This is a genomic window from Pseudomonas sp. R3.Fl, from assembly GCF_023516765.1.
In the GTDB taxonomy this organism is placed as follows: domain Bacteria; phylum Pseudomonadota; class Gammaproteobacteria; order Pseudomonadales; family Pseudomonadaceae; genus Pseudomonas; species Pseudomonas citronellolis.
The window spans coordinates 3,011,849-3,033,596 of sequence record NZ_JAMGSO010000001.1 but is presented as its reverse complement, the minus strand read 5'-3'; the positions used below and the strand labels follow the sequence as shown (position 1 = coordinate 3,033,596).

The following is a 21,748-nucleotide window of genomic DNA, read 5'->3' as shown; positions in this document are numbered from 1 at the left end:
TTCCTTACCGTCCCCTTGCGGACGGACTACGGGGGAAACCATGAGCTACCGCACCCTGGCGGCCCTGACCCTATTGTCATCCGCCCTTTTCGCCGGCTGCGCCGGCTCCCCGCAGATGAGCTGGTCGCGCGTCGGCGACTCCGCCCAGCGCGCCGTGCTCGACCCCGGCACCTGGGCGCCGGTGGCCGGCGCGGCGGTGATCGCCGCCGGCAACTGGGACCACAAGTGGCAGAAGTCCGCGGCCAACCACGAATGGCTGTTCGGCGGCGACGCCAACTCCGCCGCCGACCACATGCTCAACGCCAGCACCGCGCTGAGCGTGGTCACCGGCCTGGTGGCTGCGCCCAGGGGCAGCGAGGGCGAGGAGAAGTGGGCCTGGCGTGGGCGCAACCTGGCGCTGCTGGCCACCGACCGCTACGCGGTGACCGGCCTGGTGGAGGAGTGGAAGGAGGTGTCCGGGCGCGACCGCCCCGACGGCATTCCCGACGACTCCTTCCCCTCCAAGCACACGGCCGTGACCGCCGTGCACAACAGCTTCACCCGGCGCAACCTGGACTACATCGACATGGACCCGACCCTGCGCTTCACCACCAAGGCCGGGCTCTACACGGTGGACGGGCTGACCGCGCTGGCGCGGGTGGAAGGCTCCAAGCACTACCCAACCGATACCTTGGTGGGCATGGCGGTGGGCAACCTCGCTGCCAACTTCACCTACAATCTGTTCCTTGAGGGATCGCCAGACAGCGCCTATTCCTTCGGTGTTCTGCCCGAAGCCGGTGGGGGAATGAGCCTGCGCGCGGCGATGCTTTTCTGAGTCCGCCCGCTTGCCGGTAGCGGGGCGCGGGCCTCGAGCAAGGAGAGCCATGCTGCTGCGTGCCCTGCTGATCGCCCTGGTCCTGCCGTTCTGCGCCCAGGCCGAGGAGCCGCTGAACCTGGTCGCCGACCGCTGGCCGCCCTACGCCGACGCGCAGATGCCCGGCCGCGGCCTGGCGGTGCATTTCGTCAGCACCGCGCTGACCCGCGCCGGCTACGCCATCCATTACGCCCAGGTGCCCTGGCCGCGGGCCCTGCACGGGGTGCGCAACGGCGAGTACGACGTGCTGGTGGACTCCTGGTACAGCGCCGAGCGCGAGACCTTCGGGCAGTATTCCGAGCCCTACCTGGTGAACCGCCTGCGCTTCCTCAAGCGCAAGGGCTCGCCCATCGTCTTCGAGCGCCTGGCCGACCTCTACCCCTTCCGCATCGCCGTGGTCCGCGGCTACAGCTACACCCCCGAGTTCAACGAGGACAGCCGGTTGCACAAGGTGCCGGTGCTGTCCTTCCCCAATGCCGCGATGATGGTGGTCGCCGGCCGCGTCGAGCTGACCCTGGAGGACGAGTGGACGGCCCGCTACATCCTCGAGCACGACCTGAAGGACGAGCGCCACAAGCTGGAGTTCCTGCCCCAGCCGCTGGCGGAGAATCCGCTGTACATCCTGGTCAGCCGCGCCAACCCGCGCCACGCGCAGATAATCGAAGACTTCAACCGCGAGCTGCGGCTGATGCGCGAGGACGGCAGCTACGACGCCTTCATGGACCTGCGCGGGCCCTGAGCCGGATTCAGGCGGCCGCTTCCTGTTCGGCGCCGATCTCCTTCTTCAGCAGGTGCGCGGCCAGGCTGCGCAGCGGCGCCAGCTCGCGGCAGATCAGCGCCAGTTGCGTCTGCACCAGGCGCTGCGGGTCCTCCAGCTCCTCCGGCACCTGTTCCAGGCGCTTGGCCAGGTCTTCCTCGGCATCGCTGTGGATGGCCACCGGCTTGCGCTGGGCGAGGCTGGCGGCGATGTCGTCGAGGCTGGCGGTGAGCTGTGCGGCGGCCTCGTCGATCAGCGCGTTGGCCGGCGACTCCGGCAGGCGGTTGCGGTGCGCGCCCAGGGCCGAGAGGTAGCTGAGCAGGGTGTGCGAGAGCACCAGGAAGCGGAAGCCCAGCTCGGCGTCCTTGCGGAAGTGACCGGGCTCCAGAAGCATGTTCGACAGCGTGGTGGAGAGCGTCGCGTCGGCGTTGTGGGCGTTGCGCCGGGCGGTGCGGTAGGCCAGGTCGTCGCGCTTGCCGCTGGCGTACTGCTGCATGATCTCGCGCAGGTAGCGGGCGTTGCAGGCCAGGGTGCCGCCGACCAGGCTGTGCAGGCGCCGGCCCTGCCAGTCGGGGAGGATGAGGAACACCGCCAGGCCGGCGATGAAGGCGCCCAGCAGGGTGTCGAACAGGCGCGGCAGGATCAGCCCGTAGCCGTTGCCCACCTGGTTGAAGCACAGCAGCACCAGCAGGGTGATGGCCGCGGTAGCCAGGGTGTAGCGGGTGCTGCGGGTGGCGAAGAAGGCCACCCCGGCGACCACCGCCAGCAGCGACTGCACCAGCGGGTTGGGGAACAGGTCGATCAGCGCCCAGCCGGCCACCAGGCCGACGAGGGTGCCGAGGATGCGCTGCACCAGGCGGATGCGCGTGGCGCCGTAGTTGGGCTGGCAGACGAACACCGTGGTCAGCAGGATCCAGTAGCCCTGGGTCGGGTGGATCAGGTGCAGCATGCCGTAGCCGGCGGTCAGCGTCAGGCCCAGGCGCAGGGCGTGGCGGAACAGCAGCGAGGTGGGCGTGAGCTGCTGGCGGATGCGCTCGAAGGCATCGCGCAGCGAGCGTGGCGAGCGGTCCAGCAGGGCGCTGTCCTGTTCCTCGGCGAGGGCGTCGGGGTTGCTCGCGCCGCTGAGCTTCTGGTCGAGGGTGGTGAGGTTGGCGGCCAGGGCGCCGAGGGAGCGCAGCAGCGAGCGCCAGGCCGGGTTGCCCTGCTGGCGCAGGTATTCCAGCGAGGCCTGCAGGTCGGCCAGGGCCTGCTCGCTGTCGTTGTAGTCGAACGGCTGGCGCAGGCGGATGGCCCGCGACAACGCCCGGCAGGCCTTGCCCTGCTGGTTGAGCAGGCGCTGGCAGCGGAACAGCACGTCGCTGTGGAAGAAGGCCTCGGCCAGGCGGTTGTAGGGGTAGTGCGAGGAGCTGGCGCGCTCGTGGACGTCCTGGGCGATGAAGTACAGCTTCAGGTAGCGCCTCAGCTTGGGCCCCGGGCGGCCGTGGCTGAGGCGGCTGAGGATGGTTTCCTTGGCCTGGTTGAGCGTCACCACCAGCCTGCCGTTCTGCCGCGCCAGGGCCAGGCGCCGGTCCTCGACGTCGAGCTGGCGCAGCGGTTCGAACAGCGTCGACTTGATCTTCAGGTACTCGCCCAACTCGAAGTAGGCGCGGGCCAGCACCTGCTGCACCGGCTGGTTGGCGAAGAGCGCGTTCCACAGCACCGAGAGCGCGCCGTACCAGGCCGCGCCGGCCACCAGCAGCAGCGGCTCCTGCCACAGGTCGCCGGGGGCGCCGCCGCGCTGGTCGACGCCGATCATGGTGTAGATGGACAGGATCAGCGTGGCCGAGGCGATGGCCGCATAGCGCTCGCCCAGCGCGCCCAGCAGCGTCATGCCGAAGGCCGACAGGGCCAGGCCGGCGACGAACAGCCAGGGGTAGGGGAACAGCAGTTCCACCGCCAGCGCGGCGATGAGGAAGCATACCAGGGTCACCAGCAGCGCCTTCAGGCGGCCCAGCCAGTGGTCGTCGGTCTCGGCCAGGGCGCTGGCGATGATGCCGAGGAACAGCGGGATCACCAGCTCGGTGCGGCCCAGCAGCAGGCACGCGGCCATGGCCCCGGCCAGGGCGATGAACACCCGCAGGCTGTAGGCGAACTTGTCCAGCGCCCACAGGCGCCGCAGGGACTCGAACAACGGGGAGGAAAGCATGCGCGTCGGGGACTTCCGAGTGTCTCTGCGCTGAGACTAGCGGATCGCCTGGCGCGCGGCTATTGGTTGCAGGGGGAGGTTTTCGTGGGAGCGAGCTTGCTTGCGAATGGTGCTTGCGCTGAAGAGCGCCCTCTCCCTAACCCTCTCCCTGAAGGGAGAGGGGACCGTTCGGAGTGGATGAGTATCCCGCAGTCAGCCGGCAGCTCCGTCGGTTTTCGGCTGAAACCATTCCTCCTCTCGGCACGGAAAAGCCCCCTCTCCCTTCAGGGAGAGGGCTGGGGAGAGGGGCTCTTCGGGATGAGCACCAAGCGTCCCCCGTAGGGCGAATAACGTTCGACGTTATCCGCCGGCTGGCCTCAGCTGCAAAGCTTGCCGGGTTCGACCTCGGAGCGGGCCGTGGGGCCGGTGTGGCGGCGTATAACCGCGAACGGTTATACGCCCTACGCACGGAATTCCCTTGCGCGTCAGAGGATGCGCACCTTGAACGAACGCCCCTTGATCCTGCCTTCCTGCAGGCGCTTGAGCGCCGACTTGGCCTGGTCGCGCTGCACCGCCACGTAGGCCTGGAAGTCGAAGATGGCGATCTTGCCCACCGCGCTGCCGGGCAGGCCGGCGTCGCCGGTGAGGGCGCCGAGGATGTCGCCGGGGCGCAGCTTGTCCTTGCGCCCGCCGGCGATGTTCAGGGTGGTCATCGGCGGCAGCAGCGGCGCCGGGTTGGCGCGCAGGAAATCGATGCGCTCCCAGTTCAGCGGCTTGCCCTGCAGGTCTTCGATGGCCTGGGCGCGGGAGGCTTCGGCCGGGGCCACCAGGGACAGCGCCAGGCCCTTCTCGCCGGCGCGGCCGCTGCGGCCGATGCGGTGCACGTGGACCTGGGCGTCACGGCTCAGCTCGACGTTGATCACCGCCTCCAGGCCCTCGATGTCCAGCCCGCGGGCGGCCACGTCGGTGGCCACCAGCACGCTGCAGCTGCGGTTGGCGAACATCGCCAGCACCTGGTCGCGCTCGCGCTGCTCCAGCTCGCCGTGCAGGGCCAGGGCGGAAATCTTCTGCGCGTCCAGCGCCTGGGCCAGCTCCACGCACTGCTGGCGGGTGTGGCAGAAGGCTACGGCGGACTGCGGGCGGAAGTGCTGCAGCAGGCGCACCACGGCGTCCATGCGCTGGCGTGGTTCGATTTCGTAGAAGTGCTGTTCGATCTGGCTGTCGTCGTGCAGCGCCTCCACTTCGACGCGCTCGGGCTGGCGCAGGAACTTCGCCGCCAGTTGCTCGATACCGGCCGGGTAGGTAGCGGAGAACAGCAGGCTCTGCCGGCGCGCCGGGAGCTGGCCGATGATGTCGGCGATGCTGTCGTAGAAGCCCATGTCGAGCATGCGGTCGGCCTCGTCCAGCACCAGGGTGTTCAGCCCGTCGAGCACCAGGGAACCGCGGCGCAGGTGCTCCTGCACCCGCCCCGGGGTGCCGACCACCACGTGGGCGCCGTGCTCCAGCGAGCCGATCTGCGGGCCGAAGGGCACGCCGCCGCAGAGGGTGAGCACCTTGATGTTGTCGGCGGCGCGGGCCAGGCGGCGGATCTCCTTGGCCACCTGGTCGGCCAGCTCGCGGGTCGGGCACAGCACCAGCGCCTGGCAGCCGAAGTAGCGCGGGTTCAGCGGGCTGAGCAGGCCGATGCCGAAGGCCGCGGTCTTGCCGCTGCCGGTCTTGGCCTGGGCGATCAGGTCGCGGCCCTTGAGGATGACCGGCAGGCTGGCGGCCTGGATCGGCGTCATCTCGGTGTAACCGAGGGCCTCGAGGTTGGCGAGCAGGTCGGCGGAGAGGGGCAGGCTGGAGAAGGCGGTGGAGGTCACGAAGAAAAAACCCGACAGGCGTGTGGGCGCGCAGTGTAGCAGCACAGGCCCCGCCGGGCCCTGGAAAAACCGGTAAAACCCGCGAATCCACTGGCTTTGCCCGCCACCCGTCTGAAACGGACGGACGGTCGAATAGTGTATTTTTATACAGATTCGCTTTCCGCAGGTTTTTGTCGTAGAGTGCCTGCACTGTGTTTGCATGGGTCGCCGTCGATCGTGACCTGATGCGGTCGGTTATTCCACCCCGTCCTGCTCGACTCCTTGTAACTCCTTGCAACTCAGTTCCTGCCACTCTTTTGTGGCTATTTCTACATCTACGTTCCAAGGAGAACACCATGTCGAATCGTCAGAACGGCACCGTCAAATGGTTCAACGAGACCAAAGGCTACGGCTTCATCACCCCTGAGAGCGGCCCGGACGTCTTCGTTCACTTCCGCGCCATCGAAGGCCACGGCTTCAAGACCCTGGCCGAAGGCCAGAAGGTCAGCTTCGAAGTCGTGCAAGGCCAGAAAGGCATGCAGGCCGAGCGCGTTCAGGTAATCAACTAAGATTCCCTGGCGTCGCCGAAAACCCCGGATGGAAACATCCGGGGTTTTTTGTTGCCTGATTGGCGTAGGCCATCTGTACTGCCATTGCCCCCGACTCCGGAGCCCGATCCATGAAACCGCGCCTCGCCGGCCTGTTGCTGGCCTTCATCTGCCCCACGCTGTTCGCCGCGCAGCCGGCCACCTGGGGCTGGGTCGAGCAGGCCAGGCTGATGCCGGAGAACGCGTTGCTCAAGGTGCGCCTGGACACCGGCGTGCAGACCTCGGTGATGGACGCGCGCAACCTGGTGAAAATCCGCAAGAACGAGCAGCGCTGGGTGCAGTACGACATCCTGGTCAAGGACGTGACCACCGGCCAGGTGCAGCGCCTGCCCTTCGAGCGGCCCATCGAGCGCACCCTCAAGGTCCGCGGCGCCAACGGCATCGAGCATCGCCCGGTGGTGAGCATGGACCTGTGCCTGGGCGACAAGGTCTACCGCGAGCAGTTCGCCCTCGCCGACCGCGACGGCAGCGAGTATCCGGTGCTGCTGGGCCGCCGCAGCCTGGAGCACCTGGGCGCCGTGGACGTGTCGAAGACGCTGACCACGCCGCCCACCTGCAAGCCCTGACTCAGTGCCCGTCGTCGGGCTCCAGGCGCCGCGGCGCCTGGGCCGAGAGGCCGTCGTCGCGGGCCAGCTGGAAGAAGATCGCCGCCGCCGCCATCGACATCAGCCCGACGCTCAGGTAAGTCGCGTGGAAGGCACCCAGCACGTCGCCGGCGTTGATCTCGACATCGCTCTTGAAGCCGCCCAGCAGCGCCGCCGCGCAGGCCACGCCGAGGCCGATGGACAGCTGCATCACCACCGACAGCAGGCTGTTGCCGGCGCTGGCGTTGTCGTCGCGTAGGTCGATCAGCGTCAGGGTGTTCATCGCCGTGAACTGCAGCGAGTTGACCCCGCCCAGCAGGCCCAGGTGGATCAGCAGCCAGAGGTAGGGCGTGTCCTGGTCGATCAGCCCCAGGCCGGCGATCAGCGCGCCCAGCAGCAGGGTGTTGCCGACCAGCAGGCGGCGGTAGCCGAACAGGTCGAGGATGCCCTTGGCCAGTGGCTTGACCACCATGGCCATGGCCGCCAGCGGGATCATGGTCATGCCCGCCTTGGCCGGCGCGAAGCCCAGGCCGACCTGCAACAGCAGCGGCGTGAGGAACGGCAGCGAGCCGCTGCCCAGGCGGGCGAACAGGTTGCCGAGCACGCCGACGGCGAAGGTGCGCGTCTTGAACAGGCTGGGCGGGAACAGCGGCGCCTCGACGTTGAGGGCGCGCAGCCAGTAGGCGGCCAGCAGCACCAGGCCGCCGATCAGCAGCATCACCACCCGTACGTGGGGCATGTGCAGCTCGCCCAGGCCTTCCAGGGCGATGGTGATCAGCACCATGGCGCCGCCGAAGAGCAGGAAGCCGGGGCCGTCGAAGCGGCTGATCGCGGCGCCGCGCAGGTCGGGCATGAGGCGGATGGCGAAGACGATGCCGAGCAGGCCCACCGGGATGTTGATGAGGAAGATCCAGTGCCAGCTGGCGTATTCCACCAGCCAGCCGCCGAGGGTCGGGCCGGTCAGTGGGCCGAGCAGGCCGGGGATGGTGACGAAGCTGAGCACCCGCACCAGGTCGCTGCGCGGGTACACGCGCAGGATCACCAGGCGCCCCACCGGCATCATCAGCGCGCCGCCCAGGCCCTGCACCACGCGGGCGATGACCAGCGCCCCGAGGCTTGGCGAGAGCGCACAGAACAGCGAGCCGAGGCTGAACAGGAAGATCGCGAAGATGAATACCCGGCGCGTGCCGAAGCGGTCGGCGATCCAGCCGGAGGCGGGGATCAGCAGCGCCACCGTGAGCAGGTACGAGATGACCACCGCCTGCATGCGCAGCGGGTCCTCGTTCAGCGAACGGGCCATGCTCGGCAGCGCGGTGTTGAGGATGGTGCCGTCCAGCGCCTGCATGAAGAAGGCGACGGCCACCAGCCAGGGAAGGATACGGGCGATGCGCGGGGTGAGGATGAAGGGCTCGCTCATGATGGGTCCTTGTTCGGCTCCCGCAAGCATAGGCGGGGAGGGCGGTGCTGCGCGAGGGGCGCGCCAGAGCCGTTGCGCTGGCGCGGCGGTGCGCCTGTGCTGGACCTGAAGGGGCTTTCGAGGGGATCGGCAGGCATTCGCCGCGGCCCGGGCGCAGGCGCTGCAAGTTCGCGCCGAGGTGGCGGAACAATGGCACCCGCCGCCAGTCCAATCTGCGTCCCGCGCACCTTCGGCGCCGGACGCCACTGCATCAGGAGATGTCGATGACCGTCAGATTCCGTGTCACCTGCGCCGCCGCGGCGCTGCTCGCCGCCAGTTCCGCCTTCGCCTTCAACCTGGGGGACGCCGCCAAGGCAGTGTCCGGCGTGGCCGAGGGCGGCAACCCGGCCCAGGTGGCCTCCACCCCGCAGACCAGCGGCCTGCTCGGCGCCCTCACCGGGCAACTGGGCGTCAGCGACGAGCAAGCCATCGGCGGCACCGGCGCGCTGCTCGGCCTGGCCAAGAACAAACTCAGCGGCACCGACTACACCCAGCTGGTGAAGGCCGTGCCGGGCCTGGACAAGCTCAGCGGCGCCAACGCCCTGGGCGGCCTCGGCGGCAGCCTGGGCAACCTCGGCGGCGCCGGCGCCAAGGGCTTGCTGGGCAATGTCGACAGCATGGGCGACGTGAACAGCGCCTTCAGCACCCTGGGCATGGACCAGGGCATGACTGGCAAGTTCGCCAGCGTGCTGCTGGACTACTTCGGCAAGCAGGGCGTGAGCAGCGACCTGCTGGGCAGCCTGGGTAGCCTGTGGGGCGTGGGCGGCTGACGCCCGATTACAGTCCACCGAGAGGCATGGCGTTCCATTGTAGGAGCGGACCTTGTCCGCGATAGCCGGACATCCCGGCGCGATTCGCGGATACCCCTTCACACCATTCCCTTTGTAGGAGCGCGCCCTGCGCGCGAAATCGCGGATAAGATCCGCTCCTACAGGGGTACGGTGTAGGAGCGGATCTTATCCGCGATTCCGACGGCGAGGCCGGCGCCTGGTGGGGCGATGGGTATCGCTTCGCTCAACGCCATCCTACGACGGTGTTCCTCCCGGCATGTAGGAGCACCTGTCTATTGGGTTCCCGCGAACGCGGGACGCGGCTCCATCGCGAACAGCGCTTGCGCTGGCCCGAAGGGGAATAACCCAGAAAACAACGTAGGGGCGCTCGGAACGAAGGACGCGGTCGTCAGTCGAATCCGTTGACCGCCCATGCCGAGGCGGGACCTGCCTGTCGCGGAGCCTCCGATGATCGCCCGAGCCCTTCCCATCCTCGCCGCCTGCGCCTGGCTGGTGGCCTTCCCGGCCGCCGCCGAGACCTTCGAGGAAATCCCCAGCGCCGAGTCCGGTGCCGCAGCAACGGCTGCCAACGGCCTGGTGGAGACCCTCGGCCAGCGCCTGAACATCAGCGACGAGCAGGCCATCGGCGGCGCCGGCGCCTTGATCGGCCTGGCCATGAACCGCCTCGACGACAGCCAGGGCACGCAGTTGCAGAAGAGCCTGCCGGGACTGGACCAGCTGTCCTCGGGCAACCTCGGCGGCGGCATCGGCGCCCTGCTGGGCGGCGCCGGGCAGTTGCTCGGCGGCATCCAGAACCTGCAGGACGTCGACCAGGTGTTCAACGTGCTGGGCATGAGCGAAGGCATGGTCGACCGGTTCGCCAGCGTGATGCTCGACTACCTGGTCAAGCAGGGCCTGAACAGCCAGTTGCTGGGCACCCTCGGCAAGCTCTGGGAGAGCGCCCCGCTGCCTTCCACCCCGGCCACCACGGTGGCAGGCAAGGCGATCTAGCTCAGAACTCGGCGCGCAGCGCGTCGATGCGCGCGTCCTTCTCTTCCCACAGGCGCGACACCCAGGCCTGCACGTACTGGCGGAATTCCGCGTCGTTCTCGTAGTCACCCTGCCACAGCGCGGGGTCGATCCCGTGGGTGCGGATGTCGACGATCACCCGCGGCACCTTGCCGCTAAGCAGGTCCCAGAAGCCCGGCTTGGGGCCCTTGGGGTAGACCACGGTGACGTCGAGCATGGCGTCCAGTTGCTCGCCCAGGGCGGCCAGCACGAAGGCCACGCCGCCGGCCTTGGGCTTGAGCAGGTTCTGGTAGGGCGACTGCTGCTGAGCCTGCTTGGCCGGGGTGAAGCGGGTGCCTTCCAGGTAGTTCACCACCGTCACCGGCATGCCCTTGAACTTCTCGCAAGCGGCCTTGGTGATCTCCAGGTCCTTGCCCTTGAGCTGCGGGTTCTTCTCCAGGAAGGCCTTGGAGTAGCGCTTCATGAAGGGGTAGTCCAGGGCCCAGAAGGCCAGGCCGAGGAAGGGCACCCAGATCAGCTCCTTCTTCAGGAAGAACTTGAAGTAGGGCGTCTTGCGATTGAAGGCCTGGACCAGGGCCGGGATGTCGACCCAGGACTGGTGGTTGCTCACCACCAGGTAGGAGGTGTCGCGGCGCAGCTGGTCGCCGCCGCGGATGTCCCAGACGGTGGGCGTCATCAGGGCGAAGATGGCCTTGTCGATCTCCGCCCAGGTCTCGGCGATCCACATCACCCCGTTGGAGCAGGCGTCCTTCAGCGCCTTGCCCGGCAGCACCAGCTTGAGCAGGGCGATCAGCAGCATCGGGCCGATCAGGATCAGGGTGTTGAGCAGCAACAGGAGGCTGGTGACGATTCCGGTCAGCGTGGCCCACATGGCGGTGCGATTCCTTGTTCCGGTTGGCGCGGCCATGATACGCAGGCGGCGCGGCCAGCCCAAGCCACCCCCTCCCGCGACGTGCGCCGGCGCACTATGCTCTGGGAACCTGCCCCGATGATTGCCTGCCATGCCTGACTCCTTCTATGTGCGCCTGCCGGTCAAGGACGTGACCCTCGGTATGTACGTCCACGAACTGTGCGGCTCCTGGATGGAGCACCCGTTCTGGCGCCGGCGCTTTTTGCTGGAAGACCCCGAGGACCTCAAGCGCCTGCGCGAGAGCGGCGTGCACGAAGTGCTGATCGACCCGGCCAAGGGCCTCGCGCCCCGCCCCGCGCTGACACCCGGCGAGCCCGCCGCACCGCCGCCGGCCTCGCCCGAGGAGGCGCCGGAGAAGCCCTGGCGCGCCATGGAAGACGAACTGCGCGCGGCGCACCGGCTGTGCGTGCAGTCCAAGCGCGCGGTCATGGCGATGTTCCAGGACGCGCGCATGGGCAGGGCGGTGAATGGCGAGCACGCCCAGGAACTGGTGGAGGAAATCGCCGCCTCGGTGCAGCGCCATCCCAATGCGCTGATCAGCCTGGTGCGGCTGAAGAACGCCGACGAATACACCTACCTGCACTCGGTGGCGGTGTGCGCGCTGATGATCGCCCTGGCGCGCCAGCTCGGCCTGGACGAGGCGCTGGTGCGCGAGGCGGGCGCGGCCGGGCTGCTGCACGACATCGGCAAGATGCACGTGCCCATGGAGCTGCTGAACAAGCCGGGGCGCCTGGACGAGCAGGAGTTCGCCCGGGTCCGCGAGCACCCGCAGCGCGGCCTGGACATCCTCATCCAGGGCCGCCAGGTCGGCGCCCTGGTGCTGGACGTGTGCCTGCACCACCACGAGAAGCTCGACGGCAGCGGCTACCCGCACCACCTGGCCGGCGAGCAGATCAGCCTGTTCGCGCGCATGGGCGCGGTCTGCGACATCTACGACGCCATCACCTCCGACCGCCCCTACAAGGCCGGCTGGGACCCCGCCGAGTCGATCCGGCGCATGGGCCAGTGGTGCGGCACGCACCTGGACGAGCAGGTGTTCCGCGCCTTCGTCAAATGCCTGGGCATCTACCCGGTGGGCTCGCTGGTGCGCCTGGAGAGCGAGCGCCTGGCGGTGGTGCTGGAGCAGCATCCCGAGGCGTTGCTCACCCCGGTGCTCAAGGTGTTCTATTCGATCCGCACGCGCGCGGCGATTCCCCAGCAGGTGCTCGACCTGGCCACGCTCAAGGGCCGCGAGCGCATCGTCGGCCGCGAGTCGCCGGCGCAGTGGGGCTTCCGCAACCTGGAAACGCTGTGGAGCGGCCTGGACCGCCGCCGCGGCTCGCTGTTCGACGCCTGACAGCGGCCGCTGGCGAACCCCGGGCTGGCGTGGTAGTCCTATGCGCCATGCATCCCGAACTGCCCTGGAGATTCCCGTGAAACCCGTTCTCGCCCTGCTTTCGCTGCTCGTCCTGCCCGGCCTGGCCCTCGCCGCCGAGCCCAAGCTGTACGGGCGCTACGAATGGGTCGGCCTGCCCGAGCTGAGCCAGACGCTGCAGGCCAAGATGGACACCGGCGCCTACACTTCGTCGCTGTCGGCCAAGGACATCCAGCTGTTCCAGCGCGACGGCGACGAGTGGGTGCGCTTCCGCCTGGCCACCAAGGACGGCGGCGACTCGCAGTACGAGCACAAGCTGGCGCGCATCTCCAAGATCAAGAACCGCGCCGACGGCCGCGAGGAAGACGACGAGGAGGAGAACCCGGTCGCCCTCAGCGAGCGCCCGGTGATCCTGCTGCCGGTGTGCCTGGGCGGCGACCAGCAGGTGATCGAGGTCAACCTGGTCGACCGCAGCCACTTCAACTACCCCTTCCTGATGGGCGCCAAGGGCCTGCGCAAGTTCCACGTGGCGGTGGATGCCAGCGAGCGCTTCGCCGCCGGCAAGCCCAACTGCTCGGGCAGCCGCGAAGCCGATTGACGGGACGCGGGCCTTGCGGCTTGATGGAAGGCCCGCCACACCGCGCACGGAAGCCATGCCGCACATCCTCATCGTCGAAGACGAAGCCGCCATCGCCGACACCCTGCTCTACGCCCTGCAGGCCGAAGGCTTCGCCACCACCTGGCTGAGCCTGGCCGGCGAGGCCCTGCAGCGCCTGCGCGAGGAGGCCTTCGACCTGGTCGTCCTCGACGTCGGCCTGCCCGACATCAGCGGCTTCGAGGCCTGCCGCCAGCTGCGCCGCTTCTCCGAGGTGCCGGTGATCTTCCTCACCGCCCGCGACGCCGAGATCGACCGCGTGGTGGGCCTGGAGATCGGCGCCGACGACTACGTGGTCAAGCCCTTCAGCCCACGCGAGCTGGCCGCGCGGGTCAAGGCCATCCTCCGTCGCGGGCCGCCCCGCGCCAGCGCCGAGGCGGCCCCGGCCGGGCCCTTCCGGGTGGACGAGGAGCGCTGCCTGATCCACTACCGCGGCCAGGCGCTGAACCTCACCCTCCACGAATTCCGCCTGCTCCAGGCGCTGCTGGCGCGCCCGGGCCGGGTGTTCAGCCGCGAGCTGCTGCTGCAGGCCCTGGGCGTGGCGGCCCAGGCCGGCTACGAGCGCAACATCGACAGCCACATCAAGAGCCTGCGCGCCAAGCTGCGCCAGGTGGCCGCGGACGCCGAACCGATCCAGACGCACCGCGGCCTGGGCTACAGCTACGCGGCGGAGAAGGCCTGATGCCGCTGGGCGTGCGGATCTTCCTGGCGTACTTCCTGTTCGTCGGGCTGACCGGCTACTTCGTGCTGAGCACGGTGATGGAGGAGATCCGCCCCGGGGTGCGCCAGTCCACCGAGGAAACCCTGGTGGACACCGCGAACCTGCTGGCCGAGATCCTGCGCGAGGACCTGAAGAACGGCACCCTGGTCCACAGCCAGTTGCCGGAACTGCTCAAGGCCTATGGCGCGCGCAGCCCGCAGGCGGACATCTGGGGCGTGCGCAAGAACGCGGTGAACCACCGCATCTACGTCACCGACGCCCGCGGCATCGTCCTGCTGGATTCGGCGGGCGAGGCGGTGGGCCAGGACTACTCGCGCTGGAACGACGTCTACCTGACCTTGCAGGGCAAGTACGGCGCGCGCTCCAGCCGCGAATCGGCGGACGACCCGGACTCCTCGGTGATGTACGTGGCGGCGCCGATCAAGGATGGCGAGAAGATCATCGGCGTGGTCTCCGTCTCCAAGCCCAACCGCACCCTGCAGCCCTACATCGAGCGTTCGCAACGGCGCCTGGCCTGGCTCGGCGGCGGCCTGATCGTGCTCGGCCTGCTGGTTGGCGGGCTGCTCTCCTGGTGGCTGAGCGGCGCCCTGCGCAAGCTTACCCGCTACGCCCAGGCGGTCAGCGAGGGCCGCCGCGCCGAACTGCCGCGCTACCGCGGCGGCGAGATGGCGCAACTGGCCGAGGCGGTGGAGCGCATGCGCGTACAACTGGAGGGCAAGGCCTACGTCGAGCGCTACGTGCACACCCTGACCCACGAGCTGAAGAGCCCGCTGGCGGCCATTCGTGGCGCCGCCGAACTGTTGGAAGGCGAGATGCCGGCGGAGCAGCGCAGGCGCTTCGTCGACAACATTGCCGGCGAGAGCCAGCGTTTGCAGCAACTGGTGGAGCGCCTGCTGAACCTGGCCCAGGTGGAGCAGCGGCAGGGGCTTGAGGATAGCGAGCCGGTGTCGCTGCGTGAGTTGGTGGCGGAGCTGTTGCAGGCCAACCTGGCGCGGCTGGCAGGTTTGCGGGTGGAGAACGCGGTGCCGGCGGAGGCAGTGGTGACGGGGGAGCGTTTCCTGTTGCGCCAGGCGTTGGGCAACCTGTTGGACAATGCGCTGGATTTCACGCCGGTTGGTGGGGTGATTCGCTTCGGTGCGCTGCGCGAGGATGGGCGCTGGCGGCTGGGGGTGTTCAACGAGGGACCGGTGATTCCGGGCTATGCGCTGGAGCGGCTGACGGAGCGGTTCTACTCCTTGCCGCGGCCGGGGACGGGGCGCAAGAGCACGGGGCTGGGGTTGAACTTCGTTGCCGAGGTGGCGGGGTTGCATGGTGGAAGGTTGGGCGTGGGGAATGTCGAGGGTGGGGTGGAGGCTTGGCTGGAGTTGCCGGGGGCTGACAAGGGAAGAGCCTGAGAGCCCCTCTCCCCAGCCCTCTCCCTGAAGGGAGAGGGGGCTTGTCCGTGCCGAGAGCAGAAATGGTTTCAGCCGGGGACCTTCGGTGTTGCCGGCTAACTCCAAAATACCCAAGCACTCCGAACGGCCCCCTCTCCCTGAAGGACGAGGGGGCTTGTCCGTGCCGAGAGGAGGAATGGTTTCAGTCGGAGACCTTCGGTGTTGCCGACTAACTCCAAAATACCCAAGCACTCCGAACGGTCCCCTCTCCCTTCAGGGAGAGGGTTAGGGAGAGGGAAAGGCGCCCACCCACCACACCAAAGCCAAGCCTCCACACAATCCCCACAATCTCCCCATCCCCCCACCACAAATCCCCCACAGTACCGACCCAGACTCTCCACCACCCCAACCCCCGGAGAGTCCCCCATGAACCGCCCCCTGCTCCTCAAGCTCGGCGCCATCGCCGTGCTCATGCTCCTGCTACTGGTCCCCCTGCTGATGATCGACGGCCTGGTCGGTGAGCGGCAGGCCTACCGTGACGGCGTGCTGCAGGATATCGCCCGCAGCTCCGCCTACGCCCAGCGCCTGCGCGGGCCGCTGCTGGTGGTGCCCTACGTGCGCCAGGTGCTGGAGTGGGAGCGCGACGAACGCAGCGGCACCCGCGTGCAGGTGCAGCGGGAGAAGCGCGGGCGCCTGTACTTCCTGCCGGAGACCTTCCTGGTCGATGGCCAGATGACCACCGAGCTGCGCCACCGCGGCATCTACGAGGCGCGCCTGTTCCACCTGGAAAGCCGCGTCAGCGGCAGCTTCGTGGTACCGGCGCACTACGGCGTGGGCGACGACCTGGCCAGCTACCGCTTCGAGCAGCCGTTCCTGGCGGTGGGCATCAGCGACGTGCGCGGCATCCAGAACGCCCTCAAGCTGAGCCTTGACGGCCGCACCCTGGACTTCGCCCCGGGCAGCCGCTCGCAGCGCCTGGGCGAGGGCGTGCACGCGCCGCTGCCGCTGGAGGCCAGCGCCGCCGAGCAGCGCCTCGACTACGCCTTCGAGCTGGCCCTGCTGGGCAGCTCGCGGCTGGACATCACCCCGGTGGGCCGCGACAGCCAGGTCAGCCTCAAGGCCGACTGGCCGCACCCCAGCTTCGGCGGCGAGTTCCTGCCGGTGGAGCGCAGCATCGGCGCCGACGGCTTCAGCGCGCGCTGGCGCACCAGCTTCTTCGCCAGCAGCATGGAAGAGGCGCTGCAGAACTGCTTCGCCGGCAAGGGCTGCGACACTTTCGACTCGCGTGGCTTCGGCGTCAGCCTGGTGGACCCGGTGGACCAGTACCTCAAGGCCGACCGCGCGCTGAAGTACGCCCTGCTGTTCATCGGCCTGACCTTCGCCGGCTTCTTCCTCTTCGAGGTGCTCAAGGGCCTGGCCCTGCACCCGGTGCAGTACGCCCTGGTCGGCCTGGCCCTGGCGCTGTTCTACCTGCTGCTGCTGTCGCTGGCCGAGCACGTCGGCTTCGAGCGCGCCTACCTGGCCTCCGCCGGCGCCTGCGTGGCGCTGATCGGCTTCTACCTGTGCACGGTGCTGCGCAGCGTGGTGCGTGGCTGTGCCTTCGGCGCCGGACTGGGCGCGCTCTACGCCATGCTCTACGGCCTGTTGCGGGCCGAGGACTATGCGCTGCTGATGGGCTCGCTGCTGCTGTTCGCGGTGCTCGCCGGGGTGATGGCGCTGACCCGCCGGCTGGACTGGTACGGCGTCGGCCGGCGCACGGACGAGCCGAGCTTCTCCCTGGACGAAGTGAGCCACGAAGGCTGAAGGAGGCCGCCATGCACCTGCTGACGCGTTTCACCCTGTGCCTGGCCGGCGGCCTGCTGCTGAGCGTGATGGCCCTGCCGCTGCTGATGTTCGTCGGCCACTTCGAGCTGATCGCCTGGCTCGCCGCCAGCGGCAAGCCGCTGGCCTGGCTGGCGCTGCACCTGCCGCCGGCGGATTTCTGGGATGGCCTCACCGGCGCCCGGGACGCGGCGAACAACCCCCACGTGCGCTCCTTCCTGGAACTATGCGCGGGCTTCGCTCAGCTCGGCCTGCTGCTGGCGCTGCCGCTGTACTACTGGGGCGCGCGGCGATGAGCGCCTGGCGCGGGTTGCGCGAGGAGCGCCAGGCCGGGCGGCGCTTGGCGCGGCAGATCGCGGTGCTGGTGCTGCGGGCGCGCGGGGAAGGGTTCGCGAGCAAGCTCGCTCCTACAAATGCCCCTTCCCGCCTGTCATCCAGTCACGGAATGGGGCGCCGCTCTTCGTAGGAGCGAGCTTGCTCGCGAACGGCGGCATGCGCATCGGGCGCCGACGTTTGGCCATGGCGTTCGGGGCGACGGCGTATAACCGCGAACGGTTATACGCCCTACGGTTAACGCGTCAGCGCCGGGCTGTCAGACCGGCTGCGTGGCCTGCAGGGACGGGCGCTGGGCGGCCTCGGCGTACCAGGCCGCGAGCTTCGGGTACTGCTCACGCCAGGCCCAGTCGGGGCGGCGGAAGTCGAGGTAGCCCAGGGCGCAGGCCAGGCCGATGGCGGCGATGTCGAAGCGCTCGTTCAGCGCCGCGAAAGCCTCGCCCTCGAAGTGCGCCAGGGCGCGTTCGATCTTCTGCTGCTGACCTTGCAGCCAGCCGTCCCAGCGCTTCTCCTCGGGGCGCACGAAGGTTTCGTAGCGGCTGATCACGGCGGCGTCCATGATGGCGTCGGCCAGTGCGGCGAGGGTCAGGCGCTGCCAGCGTTGCGGGCCTTCGCGGGGGATCAGTGGTGCGCCGGCGTGCTGCTGGTCGAGGTATTCGACTATCACCCGGCTGTCGTACAGGGCCTGGCCGTCGGCCAGGCGCAGGCAGGGGATCTTGCCCGCCGGGTTGCAGGCATTGACGCCGCTGTCCGGGCTCACCGGGCTGAGGTTGGCGGCCTGCAGGCGCACCTGGTCGAGTTGGCTGGTCTCGTGCAGCAGCACCATGACCTTGCGCACGAAGGGCGAGGCGGGGGCGTGGAACAGGGTGAGGGTGGGGCTCATGGTATCTCCTGGTTACTCGCGGATGACCAGCAGGCGGTCGCTGCCGGCGTCGGCGCCCCAGACCTCGCCGGGGCGGCCGCTGAGCTGGCTGACGCGGGCCTCGGTCTGGTCGCTGGGGTAGGCGGTGAATTTCTCGCTCTGCGGGTCGAAGCGCAGCACGGCGTCGCCGCCGAGGTCGCTGAGCCACACGCGGTCCATGGCATCGACGTAGAGCGCGCCGGGCTGCGGGAGGTCGCCCGGCAGGCGCCAGCTCTTCCACTTGCCATCGCTGGGGTCGAAGCGGCCGAGCCGGCCGCTGCCGGCCTCGCTCACCCACAGCCGGCCGATGGAGTCGGCGCCCAGTTGCTGCGGCCGGCCGCCCTGTTCGGGCAGCGGGAAGCGGGTGACGGCCTGGCCGAGTGGGTCGATGCGGTTGATGCTGTCGTCGTCGGCGGAGGCGTACCAGAGCTGGCCGTCGGGCGTCACCGCCAGGCCCTGGGCACTCTTGCCGCCGGGCGTGGCCCAGACTTCGAGCTTGCGCGTGGCGGGGTCGATGCGGCCGTAAAAGCCCTTCTCGCCGGTGAACCAGATGTCGTGGTCGTCATCGAACACCAGGCTGTCCAGGCCGGCGTCGGCGGCTTCCTTGGGCAGCGGCACGACTTCGCTGCCAAGGCGGTCCGGGTCGACGCGGACCAGGGCGTTGAGGCCGCTGTCGGCGACCCAGGCTTCGCCATCCGGGCCGGCCAGCACGGCGCGCGGCACCGAGCCCTTGCCCAGGCTGACCTGCTCGTCCTGCCCGCTTTGCGGGTCGAAGCGGCCCAGCGAGCCGTTGCCTTCGGCGACGTACCACAGCCGGCCATCGTCGAGCATGGCCACGGCCTGGGGCGCGGCGCCCTTGGTCAGGGGGTAGTACTGCGGGTCGGCGGCGTGGGCGGCGCAGCTCAGCAGCAGGCCGAGCAGGGTGGGCAGGAGTCGCGGGCTTTGCGGCATTGGGGTGCTCCCGGGCGTGGCCGTTGGAAGGCGCACTGTAGCGCGCCACGCGCCGGGAGGCGAACGGCGCGCGGGGAACGCGCCGTGTGGGGTGGCCGCCGCGGCGGCCGGAGGTCAGAACTTGTAGTCGAGGCTGGCGACCACGTTGCGGCGGTCGCCGTAGTAGCAGTAGAAGCCGTCGCAGGTGGAGATGTATTCCTTGTCGAATACGTTGTTCGCGTTCACCGCCACGCTCAGCCCTTTCAGGCTGTTGTCCAGGCGGCCGAGGTCGTAGCGCACCGCGGCGTCGTACAGGGTGTAGGAGCCAGTGTGGCCGTCCGACTTGTCGCGCACGTAGGCCATGCTGCCGATGGCGATGTTGTCGGTCTCGCCCACGTAGCGGGTGCCGAAGCCGATGCCGAAGCCGTCGAGCAGGCCTTCGTGCCAGGTGTAGTCGGCCCACAGCGAGGCCTGGTTCTCCGGCGTCAGCGGCAGCGGACGGTTCTTGTCCAGCGGGTCGGCGACCTTGGTCATCTTGCTGTTGGAGTAGGTGTAGGCGGCGGTCACCTTGAGGTTGTCGGTGACGTTGCCGACGGCTTCCAGTTCGAGGCCGCGCACCTGCGCCTCGCCCACCGGGTTGCTGCGGCCCAGGGAGTCGGAGAGCACGATGTTCTGCCGCTTCAGGTCGTAGACGGCGGCGCTGAGCAGCAGGTCGCGGCCGGGCGGCTGGTACTTGATGCCCAGTTCGTACTGCTTGCCGGTGCTCGGTTCGAAGGCCATGCCGTTGTTGCCGCCGGCCTCGGTCTGGAACGACTCGGCGTAGGAGATGTAGGGCGCCAGGCCGTTGTCGAACACGTAGCTGAGCGCCGCGTTGCCGCTGAACTGGCTGTCGCGGCGGGTGTCGGTGGCGCCGCCGGCGTTGTAGAACTTCGAGCCGGTGTGGGCCCAGTCATGGCGGCCGCCGAGGGTCAGGCGCCAGTTGTCCAGGGACATCTGGTCCTGGGCGTAGAGGCCGGTGTCGCGCATCTTCTGGTTGTAGTCGTTGTACGCGGTGTAGCTGACGTTGCTGAAGTCCTGGCCGTAGATCGGCTGCTTGATGTTGCTGCTCGGCGCGCTGCCGTACAGCCACTGGTAGTTGGTGTTGGCGCGCTGGTGGTCGAGGCCCAGCAGCAGGGTGTGCTTGACCGGGCCGGTGGCGAAGTCGGCCTGGAAGTTGTTGTCGATGGCGAACTGGCTGATGTCTTCGTTGACCACGTTGGCGCCGCGCGCCACGGTGCCGTCGTCGCTCACCGCGGTGGCCCAGCCGCCGGCGGTGATGCCCTGGAACGACAGGTCGCTCTTGGTGTAACGCAGGTTCTGGCGGAACTGCCAGACGTCGTTGAAGCGGTGCTCGAAGGCGTAGCCCAGGGCGTAGTAGGTCTTGTCGTAGAACTCCCAGTCCGGGTCGCCCAGGTTCTCGTGGTACTTCACCTTGCCCGCCGGGGTCGACAGCTTGGTGCCCTGCAGCGGCAGGAACTGGCTGGTGATGCCGGTATCGTCGCGGTTGAACTGCGAGAGGAAGGTCAGGCGGGTGTCTTCGTCGAAGTTCCAGGTCACGCTGGGCGCGATGTTGTAGCGCTTGCTGTCGACGTGCTCGACCTGGGTGTTGCTGTCGCGCACCACGCCGCTGACGCGGTAGAGCATCTTGCCCTGGTCGTCGATCTTGCCGGTGCTGTCGAAGGAAATCTGCTTGTGCTCGTAGCTGCCGACCTGCAGCTGCACTTCATGGCTGCTTTCTTCCTGCGGGCGGCGGCTGACCATGTCCAGCAGGCCGCCGGGCGGGGTCTGGCCGTACAGCGAGGAAGCCGGGCCGCGCAGCAGGGCGACGCGCTCCAGGTCCCAGGTTTCCAGCTTGGGCATGGTGTAGGAGCCCTTGGGCAGGGGCAGGCCGTCGAGGAACTGGGTGGGCTCGAAGCCGCGCACCTTCAGCCATTCGGCGCGGGTGTCGCTGCCGTAGCTGCTGGCGATCACGCCGGGCATGTAGCGCACCGCGTCGTCGAGGTTCTGTACGTTGCGGTCCTGCATCTGCTCGCGGGTGGCCACGGAGATCGACTTGGGCGTCTCGAGGATCGAGCTGTCGGTCTTGGTGCCGGCGCGGGTGCGGGTGGCGAGGTAGCCCACGGCCGGGCCGTCCGGGTCTTCCTGCACGGCGCTCACGGTGGTGGCGCCCATGGCCAGGGTGTCCTTGGGCAGTGGGCGCACGCTGTAGCTGCCGGATGCGTTCTCCACCAGCTCCAGGCCGGTGCCTTCCAGCGCCTGGCGCAGCGCGCCGAGGCCGTCGAAGCGGCCCTGCACGGCATGGGCGCTGCGGCCGTTGGCCAGGGCCGGGTCGATGCTCAGGCTGATGCCGGCTTGCGCGGCGATGCGGTTGAGGGTGCTGGCCAGCGGGGCGGCGGGCAGCTGGTAGTCGCGCGCGACATCGGCGGCGACGGAAGCCAGCGGGCTGGCGAGCAGAATGGCGGCGGCCAGCAGGTGCGGGCGGAAGGCCATGGTGGGGGACGGCATCGGGGATTCACTCCTGGGTGTGAATATGTCTCGTTCGCCTCATTGCCGGACGACAATCGGAAAGTGATAGGGCTGCGCGAAAAAAAATTTCGGATGGTGCTACGGCGTATGACGCTCTGGCTTTCGTAGGAGCGAGCTTGCTCG

Annotated in this window: 19 protein-coding genes; 12 read left to right on the top strand and 7 right to left on the bottom strand. The window is 68.8% G+C overall.

Annotated features, from left to right (window positions below; translation table 11 throughout):
- Positions 1-40 precede the first annotated feature (40 nt).
- Together M8R19_RS13350 and M8R19_RS13345 are read left to right on the top strand one after the other, a co-directional pair.
- Positions 41-814, top strand: coding sequence for a phosphatase PAP2 family protein (locus M8R19_RS13350; RefSeq protein WP_074984169.1), 774 nt, complete (start codon positions 41-43; stop codon positions 812-814).
- A gap of 49 nt (positions 815-863) precedes the next feature.
- Positions 864-1,592 carry a substrate-binding periplasmic protein gene (locus M8R19_RS13345; RefSeq protein ID WP_249918021.1) on the top strand — a complete coding sequence of 243 codons (729 nt, stop codon included), beginning with the start codon at positions 864-866 and terminating at the stop codon, positions 1,590-1,592.
- Between the two features lie 7 nt (positions 1,593-1,599).
- Here the strand turns inward: M8R19_RS13345 and yccS are convergent, their stop codons facing one another.
- Positions 1,600-3,795, bottom strand: a complete 2,196-nt coding sequence (yccS, locus tag M8R19_RS13340; RefSeq protein WP_249918020.1) for a YccS family putative transporter — start codon at positions 3,793-3,795, stop codon at positions 1,600-1,602.
- A 464-nt stretch (positions 3,796-4,259) separates the two neighbouring features.
- Positions 4,260-5,636 (bottom strand): ATP-dependent RNA helicase DbpA, encoded by a 1,377-nt coding sequence (gene dbpA / locus M8R19_RS13335; RefSeq protein ID WP_249918019.1) that lies wholly within the window; start codon positions 5,634-5,636, stop codon positions 4,260-4,262.
- 335 nt (positions 5,637-5,971) lie between these two features.
- On the opposite strand from dbpA, the gene M8R19_RS13330 reads away from it, so the two are divergent.
- Both M8R19_RS13330 and rloA3 read left to right on the top strand, forming a co-directional pair.
- Positions 5,972-6,184, top strand: a complete 213-nt coding sequence (locus M8R19_RS13330) for a cold-shock protein (RefSeq protein WP_009615451.1) — start codon at positions 5,972-5,974, stop codon at positions 6,182-6,184.
- 110 nt (positions 6,185-6,294) lie between these two features.
- Positions 6,295-6,789: a retropepsin-like aspartic peptidase RloA3 gene (rloA3, locus tag M8R19_RS13325; protein WP_249918018.1), complete on the top strand. Its 495-nt coding sequence runs from the start codon at positions 6,295-6,297 to the stop codon at positions 6,787-6,789.
- Position 6,790: 1 nt separating this feature from the next.
- Here rloA3 and mdtD read toward each other — a convergent pair whose 3' ends face one another.
- Positions 6,791-8,224 (bottom strand): multidrug transporter subunit MdtD, encoded by a 1,434-nt coding sequence (gene mdtD / locus M8R19_RS13320; RefSeq protein WP_249918017.1) that lies wholly within the window; start codon positions 8,222-8,224, stop codon positions 6,791-6,793.
- Positions 8,225-8,487: 263 nt separating this feature from the next.
- Between mdtD and M8R19_RS13315 the strand changes: the two genes are divergently transcribed.
- Positions 8,488-9,033: a DUF2780 domain-containing protein gene (locus M8R19_RS13315; RefSeq protein ID WP_249918016.1), complete on the top strand. Its 546-nt coding sequence runs from the start codon at positions 8,488-8,490 to the stop codon at positions 9,031-9,033.
- A gap of 468 nt (positions 9,034-9,501) precedes the next feature.
- Positions 9,502-10,044: a DUF2780 domain-containing protein gene (locus M8R19_RS13310; RefSeq protein WP_009615455.1), complete on the top strand. Its 543-nt coding sequence runs from the start codon at positions 9,502-9,504 to the stop codon at positions 10,042-10,044.
- Position 10,045: 1 nt separating this feature from the next.
- On the opposite strand, the gene yihG is transcribed toward M8R19_RS13310, so the two are convergent.
- A complete protein-coding gene (yihG, locus tag M8R19_RS13305) occupies positions 10,046-10,933 on the bottom strand; it encodes a 1-acylglycerol-3-phosphate O-acyltransferase, YihG family (RefSeq protein ID WP_074984150.1) in 888 nt (295 codons plus the stop codon).
- Positions 10,934-11,063: 130 nt separating this feature from the next.
- Here yihG and M8R19_RS13300 point away from each other — a divergent pair, with 130 nt between their 5' ends.
- The 6 genes from M8R19_RS13300 to M8R19_RS13275 all read left to right on the top strand — a co-directional run bounded on the left by M8R19_RS13300 (position 11,064) and on the right by M8R19_RS13275 (position 17,192).
- Positions 11,064-12,308, top strand: a complete 1,245-nt coding sequence (locus tag M8R19_RS13300) for an HD-GYP domain-containing protein (RefSeq protein ID WP_249918015.1) — start codon at positions 11,064-11,066, stop codon at positions 12,306-12,308.
- 76 nt (positions 12,309-12,384) lie between these two features.
- Positions 12,385-12,924 (top strand): retropepsin-like aspartic peptidase RloA2, encoded by a 540-nt coding sequence (gene rloA2, locus M8R19_RS13295; protein WP_074984146.1) that lies wholly within the window; start codon positions 12,385-12,387, stop codon positions 12,922-12,924.
- Between the two features lie 55 nt (positions 12,925-12,979).
- Positions 12,980-13,663, top strand: coding sequence for a two-component system response regulator CreB (gene creB / locus M8R19_RS13290; protein ID WP_249918014.1), 684 nt, complete (start codon positions 12,980-12,982; stop codon positions 13,661-13,663).
- Positions 13,663-15,096, top strand: coding sequence for a two-component system sensor histidine kinase CreC (gene creC / locus M8R19_RS13285; protein ID WP_074984141.1), 1,434 nt, complete (start codon positions 13,663-13,665; stop codon positions 15,094-15,096). The genes creB and creC overlap by 1 nt, the downstream gene beginning before the upstream one ends.
- Positions 15,097-15,501: 405 nt before the next feature.
- Positions 15,502-16,878: a cell envelope integrity protein CreD gene (gene creD / locus M8R19_RS13280; RefSeq protein ID WP_249918013.1), complete on the top strand. Its 1,377-nt coding sequence runs from the start codon at positions 15,502-15,504 to the stop codon at positions 16,876-16,878.
- A gap of 11 nt (positions 16,879-16,889) precedes the next feature.
- A complete protein-coding gene (locus M8R19_RS13275) occupies positions 16,890-17,192 on the top strand; it encodes a hypothetical protein (RefSeq protein ID WP_009615462.1) in 303 nt (100 codons plus the stop codon).
- 296 nt (positions 17,193-17,488) lie between these two features.
- Here the strand turns inward: M8R19_RS13275 and M8R19_RS13270 are convergent, their stop codons facing one another.
- The 3 genes from M8R19_RS13270 to M8R19_RS13260 form a co-directional block, all read right to left on the bottom strand.
- Complete coding sequence (locus M8R19_RS13270; RefSeq protein WP_249918012.1) at positions 17,489-18,112, bottom strand: glutathione S-transferase; 624 nt, start codon at positions 18,110-18,112, stop codon at positions 17,489-17,491.
- Between the two features lie 12 nt (positions 18,113-18,124).
- Positions 18,125-19,081, bottom strand: a complete 957-nt coding sequence (locus tag M8R19_RS13265; protein WP_249918011.1) for a Vgb family protein — start codon at positions 19,079-19,081, stop codon at positions 18,125-18,127.
- Positions 19,082-19,195: 114 nt separating this feature from the next.
- Entirely contained in the window at positions 19,196-21,604 is a 2,409-nt protein-coding gene (locus M8R19_RS13260) for a TonB-dependent siderophore receptor (protein WP_074984131.1), read from the bottom strand.
- Positions 21,605-21,748: the final 144 nt, after the last annotated feature.

What these genes read in the sequence shown, in the direction of transcription:
- yccS (WP_249918020.1), bottom strand. Translation starts at nt 3,795, where the DNA reads ATGCTTTCCTCCCCGTTGTTCGAGTCCCTGCGGCGCCTGTGGGCGCTG.
- creC (WP_074984141.1), top strand. Translation starts at nt 13,663, where the DNA reads ATGCCGCTGGGCGTGCGGATCTTCCTGGCGTACTTCCTGTTCGTCGGG.
- M8R19_RS13310 (WP_009615455.1), top strand. Translation starts at nt 9,502, where the DNA reads ATGATCGCCCGAGCCCTTCCCATCCTCGCCGCCTGCGCCTGGCTGGTG.
- M8R19_RS13350 (WP_074984169.1), top strand. Translation starts at nt 41, where the DNA reads ATGAGCTACCGCACCCTGGCGGCCCTGACCCTATTGTCATCCGCCCTT.
- M8R19_RS13260 (WP_074984131.1), bottom strand. Translation starts at nt 21,604, where the DNA reads ATGCCGTCCCCCACCATGGCCTTCCGCCCGCACCTGCTGGCCGCCGCC.
- M8R19_RS13345 (WP_249918021.1), top strand. Translation starts at nt 864, where the DNA reads ATGCTGCTGCGTGCCCTGCTGATCGCCCTGGTCCTGCCGTTCTGCGCC.
- M8R19_RS13270 (WP_249918012.1), bottom strand. Translation starts at nt 18,112, where the DNA reads ATGAGCCCCACCCTCACCCTGTTCCACGCCCCCGCCTCGCCCTTCGTG.
- M8R19_RS13330 (WP_009615451.1), top strand. Translation starts at nt 5,972, where the DNA reads ATGTCGAATCGTCAGAACGGCACCGTCAAATGGTTCAACGAGACCAAA.
- M8R19_RS13275 (WP_009615462.1), top strand. Translation starts at nt 16,890, where the DNA reads ATGCACCTGCTGACGCGTTTCACCCTGTGCCTGGCCGGCGGCCTGCTG.
- creD (WP_249918013.1), top strand. Translation starts at nt 15,502, where the DNA reads ATGAACCGCCCCCTGCTCCTCAAGCTCGGCGCCATCGCCGTGCTCATG.
- creB (WP_249918014.1), top strand. Translation starts at nt 12,980, where the DNA reads ATGCCGCACATCCTCATCGTCGAAGACGAAGCCGCCATCGCCGACACC.
- mdtD (WP_249918017.1), bottom strand. Translation starts at nt 8,224, where the DNA reads ATGAGCGAGCCCTTCATCCTCACCCCGCGCATCGCCCGTATCCTTCCC.
- rloA3 (WP_249918018.1), top strand. Translation starts at nt 6,295, where the DNA reads ATGAAACCGCGCCTCGCCGGCCTGTTGCTGGCCTTCATCTGCCCCACG.
- yihG (WP_074984150.1), bottom strand. Translation starts at nt 10,933, where the DNA reads ATGTGGGCCACGCTGACCGGAATCGTCACCAGCCTCCTGTTGCTGCTC.
- M8R19_RS13265 (WP_249918011.1), bottom strand. Translation starts at nt 19,081, where the DNA reads ATGCCGCAAAGCCCGCGACTCCTGCCCACCCTGCTCGGCCTGCTGCTG.
- M8R19_RS13315 (WP_249918016.1), top strand. Translation starts at nt 8,488, where the DNA reads ATGACCGTCAGATTCCGTGTCACCTGCGCCGCCGCGGCGCTGCTCGCC.
- M8R19_RS13300 (WP_249918015.1), top strand. Translation starts at nt 11,064, where the DNA reads ATGCCTGACTCCTTCTATGTGCGCCTGCCGGTCAAGGACGTGACCCTC.